A 10,505-nucleotide genomic window follows, 5' to 3' on the forward strand; every position below is an offset into this window, starting at 1 on the left:
GGCACGGTCGATGGCGGCGAGCCGCCGCGCCCGGCTTCGCCGCCCTTGCGATCGCCGTCCGCCGCAAGCGGGCGGTACCCCCAGCTGCGGCTGGCCACCTGGAACGTGAATTCCATTCGCACCCGCCTGGACCGCGTCCTGGACTGGCTCGCGCGCGCCGAGGTCGACGTGCTGGCGATGCAGGAGACCAAGTGCGCGGACAGCCAGTTTCCCGCCCTGCCGCTGTTTGAACTCGGCTATGAGGTCGCCCACGTGGGCTTCGATCAGTGGAACGGGGTGGCGATCGCATCTCGCATCGGCCTGGACGACGTACAAGCCGGGTTTGACGGTCAGCCCCGCTGGAGCAGCAGGCCGGAGGTGGCCGCCACGACCGAAGCGCGCGCCCTGGGTGCCACCTGCGGCGGTGTGCGGGTGTGGAGCCTGTATGTGCCCAACGGCCGCGCCCTCGACGACCCCCACTACGCCTACAAACTGGATTGGCTTGCCGCGCTGCGTGATACGGCCGAAGGCTGGCTGCGTGACGATCCCACCGCCGCGATCGCGCTAGCCGGGGACTGGAACATTGCCCCGACCGATGAAGACGTGTGGAGCACGGAGTTCTACCGGGGTTGCACGCACGTCTCCGAACCGGAGCGCAACGCGTTCAACGCCCTCGTCGACGCCCAATTCACCGACGTGGTAAGGCCTTTCACTCCCGGGCCCGGGGTGTACACCTACTGGGACTACACCCAGCTGCGGTTTCCGAAGAAGCAGGGCATGCGCATCGATTTCATCCTCGCGTCGCCGGCCTTGGCCGCCCGGGTGATCGACGCGCAGATCGTCCGCGAGGAGCGCAAAGGCAAGGCACCCAGTGATCACGCGCCGGTGCTGGTCGATCTGCAGCCGATATGCGCGTAGGGTAGGGCTGCGGCAGCACTCGTTAGGTTCGCGTGTGCAACGTGGCGGCGCGGGCATTTTTGAAGCTAGCCAGAATCCCCATGACGCCATGCAGTGCGCGGTTAACGGGTGTAGAACAATAGTTAAACCGTTTTGATTAACAAGTAGTCTGGGCCAGGGAGTCATCATGAGTGTCGTCGGCGGAGCGGTCCGCACCGTGGGTCGAACAGTGAATCGTGCTGCGGCGGCGACCACAGCGACCGCCGGCGCTGTTGGTGGCGCGGCGGTGAACGGTGTTGTCGGGGGTGTGAAGGGAGCCGCGGAGGGCATTCAGCGTGGCATCGGCTCGGGCAGCAAGTCGACGGCGGCTGCCGTGCTGGCGTTGGGCGCGCTGGGCGTCACCGGGTTGGTCGAGTGGCCGATCCTGCTGGCCGTCGGCGGCGGAGCGTTGGTGTTGCACCGGCTGACCCGCAAACCCGAGGAGTCCGAGCCGGCGCCGACGGCGAAGCTCACGCCGTTACCCACCAAGGAAGAGCCGGCGCCGGCGAAGGCCGCGCCGCAGAAAGCCCCGACCAAGTCCGCGGCCAAGAAGACCGCTGGCCGACGGGCCGGCACCACCGCGTTGCGCAGCACCAACTGACCGGGACCGCTGTCGGCCGTTGAATATCGCCACATCCATACGACGGTCGTTGCCGTCGCGTGCGATCGTTGCGGGCCTGCAGGCCACCACCGCGCTCACCAACGCATCGATCACCACCGCCGCGGCCGTCGCCGGGGCCCTGGCCAAGGCGGTATCCGGTGAGCTGTCCCGCGAGACACTCGGCCGGCACTGTTGGCGTGGCGAGACCCGCGCCTGGATCGAGGTGCGCGGCCTTGACGGCCACCCAGAACTCGGGCGCACCGTGCTCGAGGAGGTCCGCTCCCACCCCGGCGTCACGTCGGCCAGCCTGAACCATCCGTTGTCGCGCGTCGTCGTCGAATCTGACCGGCCGGACACCTCGCTGCGTGATCTGTGCCGCACCGTCGAGAACGCCGAAAAGGCCGAAAAGCGCCGCCGCCCAGACCAACAGACCGACGCGGCCAGCCTGCCCGGCGATGGTGTGGTGCTGGCGACACGAGCGCTCACCGTGGCCGCCAACGCGGCCGGGCTGGGCATAGCGCTGGCCGGTCGAGCGCTGCGCTTGCCCCGATTGCCGATCACTGTGGTGGCCGGCATTTCGCTGGTGGACTATCAGCCCAGGCTGCGTCGGCTACTTGAGGACCGGATCGGCATATCCGCCACGGACACGGTGTTGACGCTGGCGGTGGCGGCCGCTAACACCCTCGCGCTGTCGCCGGCGTCGTTGTCGGTGGGTCTGACGATGCAGTCGCTGAAGGCGGCCGAATGCCGCGCCCAGGCGCGAGCCTGGCAGCACCATGAACCGGAGTTGGCGCGGCATGCCGACCAACCGGCCACACATGCGCAGCGGCCGCCGCCGGCCGCCGGGTCCGTCGAGCGCAACGCCGCTCGTCTCGCCCTCATCCAGGCGCTCAGCGCCGGGCTGATCGGTGCCGGCACCCGCAACCTGAACATGGCCGCCACCGCGGCGCTGGTGACCGCCCCCAAGGCCAGCCGGACCACACCCGAGGCCTTCGCCGCCACGCTGGGCCGAGGATTGGCCGAGCGGCACGCGGTGCTGCCGCTGCGGCCGGAGAGCCTGCGCCGGCTGCACCGCGTCGACGCGATCGTCATCGACCCGCGGGTGTTGTGCACCGACCGGTTGCGGGTGGCAGGCATCCGCGGGGCCGCCGACGCCGAGCTGTCCGACGCCTGGCAGCGCGCCCAGCTCGCGCTGGAGAGCACCGGCGTGCGCCCGGGCTGGCGCCCGGTGCCCGGCAGCTGGCGCGGTCGGCCGGAGTCCCGGGTCGAGGCGCTGTTTCTTCCCACGCACGACCCGCTGGCCTCGGCGGTGGTGGCCGAGGCACACCGCAGCGGGGCGGAACTGGTCACGGTCGCCGACGACTCGCTGGACGAGCTGCGACCCGCGTTCGACGACATCCGGCCGCTGAAGACCGCGACGCACGGGGCGCTGGACAGGGCCCTGGCCCGCGCGGTGGCCGGCCTGCAGCGGGCGGGCCGCACCGTGGCCGTACTGTCATCGTCTGGCGCGCAAGCGATGTGGTCCGCCGACCTGGCGCTGGGTGTGATCCCGCGGCACGGCCCCCCACCCTGGCAAGCCGACCTGTTGTTGCCCGATCTCAAGGCGGCCTGGCGGATACTGCACGCGCTGCCGGCCGCCAAGACCGCGACCCAGCGGGGCGTCGGAATATCGGCTGGCGCAACGGCTATGGGCTCGCTGTTGATGATTCCCGGTGTCCGCGGCCGCGGGCCGGGCCCGGTTACCGCCGGCGCGGCGGCCGGGCTGCTCTCGGGATACCTGCTGGCACGCGGGGTGATCGGGGCCGAGACGCCGCGCCCGGCCGCCAGCCACGAATGGCATGCCATGTCCGTCGAGCAAGTCCGCAAGGCATTGCCGCCGCCCGACTCCGAGACGCCCGCGCAGCCCGAGGAGGCGGCACCGGGCCCACGGGTGCCGGCCGGCGGCCCGGTGCACGCGGTTTGGCAGCTCGCCAAGGCCGTCCGAGCCGAATTGTCCGACCCGCTGACCCCGGTGATGGCGCTGGGCTCGGCCGCCAGTGCGGTGCTCGGCTCCCCCGTCGATGCGGTGCTGGTCGGGACGGTGCTGACCAGCAACTCGATCCTGGCCGCCGCCCAGCGGCTGCGCGCCGAGAAACGGTTGCACTACCTACTGGCGCAGCAGATTCCGCCGGCCCGCAAGGTGGTCAGCGGTCCCGGCGGTGAGCGGGCCTACGCCCGTGTCGACGCCGCGCACCTGCGGCCCGGTGATGTCATCGAGGTGCGCACCCATGAGGTGGTGCCCGCCGACGCCCGAGTCATCGAGGAGGTCGACGTCGAGGTCGACGAGTCGACCCTCACCGGCGAGTCGCTGTCGGTGGAGAAACAGGTCGAGGCCACCCCGGGCGCGCCGCTGGCCGAGCGTCGCTGCATGGTGTTCGCCGGGACCACCGTGGTGGCCGGCACGGTGGTCGCCCTGGTGACCGCGGTCGGCGCCGACACCCAGCAGCGGCGTGCCGCCGATCTGATCTCCGCCGAGCTGTCCTCGGACATCGGCCTACAACATCAGCTCGGCCAGCTCACCGGGCAGGCGCTGCCCGTCAGCGTGACCGGCGGCGCGCTCGTCGGCGCGCTCGGGCTGGTCCGCCGCATCGGGATGCGCCACGCGGTGTCCAGCGCCATCGCCATCGCGGTGGCCGCGGTTCCCGAAGGCATGCCGCTGGTGGCCACGCTGGCCCAGGCGGCGTCGGCCCGGCGTTTGACGAAATTCGGTGCGCTGGTTCGCATTCCGCGTTCGGTGGAGGCGCTCGGCCGTATCGAGGTGGTGTGCTTCGACAAGACCGGAACGCTCTCGGAGAACCGGCTGCGGGTGGCGCGGGTGCACCCGGCGGCGGGCTATTCCGACGTCGAGGTGCTGCGCTGCGCCGCGCACGCCGCACCGGTGACCAATGGCGGCCCCCAGGTGCACGCCACCGATGTCGCCATTGTCGAGGCCGCCGCGGCCGCGGGCGCCGTCGCCACCGGCAACGATTCCAGCCCCAGTGCGCACCTGCCGTTCCGCTCCGGCAGGTCGTTTTCGGCGTCGGTGACCGGTACCGAGCTGACCGTCAAGGGCGCACCGGAGGTGGTGCTGGCCGCGTGCGGGGACGTCACGGCGATGGACGGTGCCGTTGCCGCGCTGGCCGCCGGCGGGTTACGGGTGATCGCCGTGGCCCGGCGCCGGCTGAGCCCGCTGCAGGCCGAGGCGATCCGGGACAACCCCGATGACATCGCCGACTTCTGCACCGCCGGGCTGACCCTGGCCGGGTTCCTGGGGCTGTCGGACACCCCGCGCCCGGAATCGGCGGGCCTGCTGGCGAATCTGCGGCAGCAACGGGTGGGCATCAAGCTGATCACCGGTGATCATCCGGTCACCGCCAAGGCCATCGCCGAGGAGCTGGGCCTGCCGGTGACCGCCGATCAGGTGATCAGCGGCGCCGAATGGGACTCGTTGTCGCGCAAGGACCAAGAGCGCGTCGTGACCGAGCGGGTGATCTTTGCCCGGATGACACCGGAAAATAAGGTCCAGGTCGTTCAGACGCTGGAGAATGCCGGTGTGCGGACCGTGATGGTCGGCGACGGAGCCAATGACGCCGCCGCTATCCGAGCCGCCACGGTCGGTGTCGGCGTGGTGGCCCGCGGCAGCGACCCGGCGCACTTGGTGGCCGACGTCGTGCTGGTCGACGGCCGCATCGATGCGCTGTTGGAGGCCATCGAAGAGGGACGCCAGCTCTGGCGGCGGGTGCAGGCCGCGGTGTCGGTGCTGCTGGGCGGCAATGCCGGTGAGGTGATCTTTGCGATCATCGGCAGCGCGATCACCGGCACCTCGCCGCTGAACACCCGCCAGCTGCTGCTGGTGAACACGCTGACCGACGCGCTGCCGGCCGCGGCCCTTGCGGTCAGCAAGCCGCGCGGCACCGTAGACCCCACCCTGCGCGGCGCGGATCAGCCCGCGCTGTGGCATGCGGTGGCCATCCGCGGCGTCACCACGGCGGCGGCGGCGACGGCGGCGTGGGCGATGGCCGGGGTCACCGGCTGGCCGCAACACGCGTCCACCGTGGCTCTGGTCGCGCTGGTGGCCGCCGAATTGGGCCAGACCCTGCTGGAGTCCCAGGCGCCGATGGTGGTGCTGACCGCGCTGGGTTCCCTGGGCTTGGTGGGGGTCTTGATCAGCATTCCGGTGGTCAGCCAGCTGCTCGGCTGCACCCCGCTCGGACCGCTGGGCTGGGCCCAGGGTCTAGGGTCCGCGACTGCCGCGACCATCGCGGTGGCCATTGCGACGCGTGTGCTGAGGGATCGGGACACGTCCGGCGCCGAGCCGCCGAAGACGGAGGTTTCCCCGCCGGGCGGCGGTGCGCCGCGGGTTCCGTCCCGTGGACCTCGACCACCCCGACGCGCCACAGCAACGCGTAAAGCTCCCGCAATGGCACGGTCAGCAACCAAGCAATCGACGAAACTAGGGGATCGGCCTGGGCGTCGGTCCTCGTCATACGTGCGACGGTGACCGCACCAGGCTGCCCAGCGGCAAACCCTTCGTTACTGAAAGGCAAATGATGGCGGAAAAGAAGGCGCGACGGGCAACGTCCCAGCGCGAAGCCGTGCAGAAAATCCGGGAGGGCGAGACCTTCGCCGTGAACCTACCGGTGGTAGGTCAGGTGGGGGTGCCGCGACCGGAGCAGCTGGCCTACTACGGCGGTCTGGCCGTCCTGGCCGCCTTCGAACTCATCGACTGGCCGGTCGCCCTGGTGATCGCCGCCGGGCACATCCTGGCGACCAACCAACACAACCGGTTTTTGGAGGAGCTCGGCGAGGCGATGGAAGAGGCTTAAGGTCGCATGTCGAGCCTGCGGTGCGGCTCGGTCACTCGATCGGATTGCGGCACTTGGCTGTGGCGGGCCCCCACCGCCCGACCGTCCAGGCGGCCCGCCGTTGCTGACGGCAGTCGGTGCCGCGTTCACGTCGGCGCTTGCGACGAAGACCACCGCCGCGAATCGACGATGATTACCCCGCGGCGTTGATCACGGCCAGCTTCAGCGCGGCATACCGTTGCCGTTGAGTGTGTTTTAGTGACACGCTCATGCGGCGTTCCCTTGCGGGGTTGGGGTTTTGGCCTCGCGGCGTCCGGCCCCGCATGGGCGGGGTCTTACGGATGCTCCGCCGGCACCGGATGTTCCGGTGTCCGCGCCATGGCCTGTACCAACCGATTCGGTTGGCCCGGGTACCGATGGGGCCGTGGTCCCGACTGGACCACAACTGGCGTAATCCGGCCAGTCACGGAGATTCAGCGCGGCGTTGCGATCGCGGTCGACGACATCGCCGGTGTGCGGACACACCAGCAACTTGTCGATGCGCCATTTGCCGATCAGCCGGCACGGGGCGCCGTCCGGCGCGGTGCAGCCGTGATGGATCTGGCTGGACGCAAACCAGCGATCCGCCACCGTGAGCACCGCGCCGCAACGGGCGGTCTTGTAGGCCAACATCGGCCGGATCGCACCCATCGCCGCATCGCAGACGGCACGCCGATAGGCGCGCCGGCCCATACTGCGTTTCATCGCGGCCACGTCGAGGTCTTCGACCACGAGGTGGCCATAGCGGCCCGCCAGCTCGGTGGTGAGCTGATGGGCGGCTTCGCCGCAGATTCACACACCGGCGATCCAGCCGGGTCAGCTTGGCTTTCGCTGCCCGATGGCCACGCGATCCGCGGATGCGGCGGAAAGCTGGCGCCCGGCCCGCCGCCGCGCAGCAAGCGTGGCTTTCAGTGGGGCCGGATTCGGATATCGGTAATGGTCTGCTCCCCGGTGCGGGTGTCGACGGTGGCCACCGTGGCCAACGTGCGCACCCCCAGATCGACACCGGCGCGCACCGTGGGCCGGGCCACCGTGCGCTCGGTGGCCGGGGCGCAGCGCGTAGCCGATAGAGACGAACAACCGGCCCCAGCGCGCCGAGAGCGTCATGTTCAGAATGCGGGCACGCCCGCTGGCCAGGTGGCGCTGCACACGGCGGGTGTTCTCCTGGATCGCAGCCCGCCGATTACCGGCACGGTGATGGTGCGCCGATCGTCCTCAACGCGCATGGTTCCGGTGGTGAAGCGCACCCGGCCGGGGTCGCGGCGCGCGGATTTGAAGCGCAGAAACCCCACACGGCGACCTCGCCGTGTGCCGTTGCGGCTGGCCGACCAATTGTTCAGCGCCCGCGCCAGATCAGCCAGCCCCGACAAGTAGGCCTCCTTGGAATTGGCGGCCCACCACGGCGCGACCCCATCCTTGGCGCGGTTCCACGCCCACCGCAGTGCACCCAGATCCCAGCACAGCGACTGATGGCCCGGGTCAACAGCTTTAGCGCCCAGGTCGGCTTTCACTTTGGCCAGGCCCCAGTTAAACGCTTTACGTCGCGCGCCGAAATGCGAGCGCACCAACCCCGCTCGATCCGGCTCGGCGGGCCACTCGACCTCGAACTTCGCCGCCGTCACCATCCACCCGGTGGACAACGGCGCGCCGGGTGAACCCGTCGCGGCGTAGCCCTCGGCGTCACCATCGAACAGCTCGAACAGCACCGACACCGACTCCACTGCGCTGCGGTGCGCCTCAAAATCGGCACCCACATCGACATACCGCGACAACCTCGGCGCGCCATCGGGTTTCGGCTTACCCGCCAGATGCGCGCCGCCAGTGGCCGCGGCCACCTTTGCGGCCTGCGCCTGGGTGCGCATCCCGACGATCATGCGACCTCACCCGGGTTCCGTTTGGCCGCGGCAAGCGCGCGCATCGCGCGATTACGGGCTCCGCGGCGCCCATAAAGCCGCGCACACATCGACGTGAGCACCTCGATCATGTCGCGCACCAGATCATCGGTGGTCTCGCCAGGATCGGCCACCACGATTCGGCGGCCCTGAGCCGCAAGCACCGCTTCGAGGTGCTCCACCCCGAAACGGGCCAACCGGTCACGATGCTCCACAACGATCACCTTCGCATCCGGGTCCGACAACATCCGGCGCAACTTCGGGCGTTTGCCATTCAGACCCGACCCGACCTCGGTAACGACTCCCCCGCAAGCGGGTGGTACCCCCAGCCCCACCGTCAGATCCTGCTCGGTGGCCCACGCCCTCAACCGGGCCACCTGGCGATCCAAATCGGCGCGCTGATCATGGCTGGACACCCGGGCATAGATCACCACACCACCCGCCGCGGCATCGCCCGCCGGCGTCGTGCGCACCAGAATCAACCGACCCACCCGCTCGGCGGGCACCGGCAACGCCCCCTCCCGAAACCACCGATAGGCGGTATGCCGATTCACCCCCACCGACGCCGCCCAATCCGCCAAATTCACAGCACCCATTAGAACACACTAACGCACACTCAAATACACTCGACACCCAACAGTTCGCCAACCCCCGGGGCAACGTTCCGCGTCGAACGCCCGTGCCACGGTAAACCAGGCACCCCCTTTTGGTGCCGTTTTGGGATTGTGCCGGTGACGCGATTACTAGACTTACCGGCGAGTGCTGGGGGTTCTGGTGGAGGTATGCGATGTCATTTGTGAGCGTCGTGCCGGAGTTGGTGGTAGCGACGGCTGCGGATCTGGCAAGCATTGGGTCGGCGCTCGATGCGGCCAACGCGGCGGCGGCGGCCGAGACCACCGGGGTGCTGGCCGCGGGCGCCGATGAGGTGTCGGCGGCGATCGCGGCGCTGTTCGGCGCGCACGGACAGGCCTATCAGGCGCTCAGCGCCCAGATGTCGGCTTTTCATGCGCAGTTCGGACGAGCGTTGACCGCGGCGGCGCGCTCGTATGCGGCCGCCGAGGCGGTCAACGCCTCGGCGGCCCAAAGCCTGGAGCAGGACCTTCTGGCGCTGATCAACGCGCCCACCCAGGCGCTGCTAGGACGTCCGCTGATCGGTGACGGCGCCAACGGCGGGCCGGGACAAGACGGCGGGCCCGGGGGGTTGCTATACGGCAACGGCGGCAACGGCGGCACCAGCACCACCGCCGGGGTGGCCGGCGGCAACGGTGGCGCGGCCGGGCTGATCGGCAACGGCGGGGCCGGTGGTGCCGGCGGGGCCGGGGCGCCTGGGGGTGCGGGCGGGGCCGGGGGGTGGCTGTTCGGTCATGGCGGGCCGGGGGGTGCCGGCGGGACCGGCTTCCTAGCCGCGGGCGGGGCCGGCGGGGCCGGAGGCAGCGGCGGGCTGCTGTACGGCAACGGCGGAGCCGGCGGGAACGGCGGGGAGGGCGACGGCGGTGGGGGCGGTGGGGCCGGCGGTCGCGGCGGCAAGGCCTGGCTGATCGGTGCCGGCGGGGCCGGCGGGACCGGCCGTGCTCAAGGGACGGCGGAACCGGCGGTGCCGGCGGTGACGCCGGGCTGTTGTACGGAGACGGCGGCGCTGGCGGGAACGGCGGGAACGGCGGTTTCGGCGGCTTTGCGGCGGCTGGTGGGAACGGCGGCGGCGGCGGACGCGGCGGCATCGGTGGGCTCATCGGCGGCGGCGGCGCGGGTGGGGCCGGCGGAAACGGCGCTAGCACCAATCAATTTGCTACTGGTGGATTCGGTGGCGCCGGCGGTGACGGCGGAGCAGCCAGGCTGATCGGCAGCGGCGGGGCCGGCGGCGCCGGCGGCACCGGCAGCCAAGGCGGCGCCGCCGGCGGTGACGGCGGTGACGGCGGGAACGGCGGCAACGGCGGGGCCGGTGGGGCGCTGTTCGGTAACGGTGGGGTCGGCGGGACCGGCGGGGACGGCGGCGAGGGTGATATAGATCCCGGCGGTAAGGGCGGCAGCGGCGGTCATGGCGGCAACGCCGTCGGGTTGATCGGCAACGGGGGCAACGGCGGCGACGGCGGCAAGGGCGGGGCCGGCACCCCCGTGGGCACTGGTGGGGGCGGCGGCAGCGGCGGCGGCCGCGGGCTGCTGTCCGGTGCCCCCGGCGCACCCGGAACGCCGGGCTGACACCGCTTGCCCGGCCGTACGCGCCGCGCCCGCGCGTTG

5 protein-coding genes and 3 pseudogenes are annotated in these 10,505 nt (G+C 71.0%); 5 read left to right on the top strand and 3 right to left on the bottom strand.

All coding sequences use genetic code 11. The features are described 5' to 3' along the window. The first annotated feature begins 84 nt into the window (after nt 1-84). The 3 genes and pseudogenes from G6N20_RS14915 to G6N20_RS22270 all read left to right on the top strand — a co-directional run. Nucleotides 85-897, top strand: coding sequence for an exodeoxyribonuclease III (locus G6N20_RS14915; protein ID WP_083046683.1), 813 nt, complete (start codon nt 85-87; stop codon nt 895-897). A gap of 166 nt (nt 898-1,063) precedes the next feature. Then, a complete protein-coding gene (locus G6N20_RS14920; RefSeq protein ID WP_083046586.1) occupies nt 1,064-1,516 on the top strand; it encodes a hypothetical protein in 453 nt (150 codons plus the stop codon). A 2,014-nt stretch (nt 1,517-3,530) separates the two neighbouring features. Continuing rightward, a pseudogene (locus tag G6N20_RS22270) lies at nt 3,531-5,750 on the top strand (cation-translocating P-type ATPase); the annotation flags it as partial. Here the strand turns inward: G6N20_RS22270 and G6N20_RS22275 are convergent. After that, a complete protein-coding gene (locus tag G6N20_RS22275) occupies nt 5,716-6,021 on the bottom strand; it encodes an Rv1535 domain-containing protein (protein ID WP_267891360.1) in 306 nt (101 codons plus the stop codon). The pseudogene G6N20_RS22270 and the gene G6N20_RS22275 overlap by 35 nt on opposite strands. Nucleotides 6,022-6,084: 63 nt before the next feature. Between G6N20_RS22275 and G6N20_RS14930 the strand changes: the two genes are divergently transcribed. Beyond that, a complete protein-coding gene (locus tag G6N20_RS14930; RefSeq protein ID WP_142271886.1) occupies nt 6,085-6,360 on the top strand; it encodes a hypothetical protein in 276 nt (91 codons plus the stop codon). A gap of 246 nt (nt 6,361-6,606) precedes the next feature. Here the strand turns inward: G6N20_RS14930 and tnpB are convergent. Both tnpB and G6N20_RS14940 read right to left on the bottom strand, forming a co-directional pair. Further along, nucleotides 6,607-8,252: pseudogene (gene tnpB / locus G6N20_RS14935) on the bottom strand (IS607 family element RNA-guided endonuclease TnpB). Further along, nucleotides 8,249-8,857: an IS607 family transposase gene (locus G6N20_RS14940; RefSeq protein WP_163663266.1), complete on the bottom strand. Its 609-nt coding sequence runs from the start codon at nt 8,855-8,857 to the stop codon at nt 8,249-8,251. Before G6N20_RS14940 ends, tnpB begins: the two are co-directional and overlap by 4 nt. Before the next feature lie 200 nt (nt 8,858-9,057). Between G6N20_RS14940 and G6N20_RS14945 the strand changes: the two are divergent. Continuing rightward, nucleotides 9,058-10,397 (top strand): annotated as a pseudogene (locus G6N20_RS14945) (PE family protein); the annotation flags it as partial. Between the last annotated feature and the right edge of the window lie 108 nt (nt 10,398-10,505).

Source organism: Mycobacterium shinjukuense, from assembly GCF_010730055.1.
In the GTDB taxonomy this organism is placed as follows: domain Bacteria; phylum Actinomycetota; class Actinomycetes; order Mycobacteriales; family Mycobacteriaceae; genus Mycobacterium; species Mycobacterium shinjukuense.

Bases quoted from the DNA above. Each gene is read 5' to 3' on its own strand.
- G6N20_RS14920 (WP_083046586.1), top strand. From the start codon at position 1,064: ATGAGTGTCGTCGGCGGAGCGGTCCGCACCGTGGGTCGAACAGTGAAT.
- G6N20_RS22275 (WP_267891360.1), bottom strand. From the start codon at position 6,021: ATGACGAGGACCGACGCCCAGGCCGATCCCCTAGTTTCGTCGATTGCT.
- G6N20_RS14930 (WP_142271886.1), top strand. From the start codon at position 6,085: ATGGCGGAAAAGAAGGCGCGACGGGCAACGTCCCAGCGCGAAGCCGTG.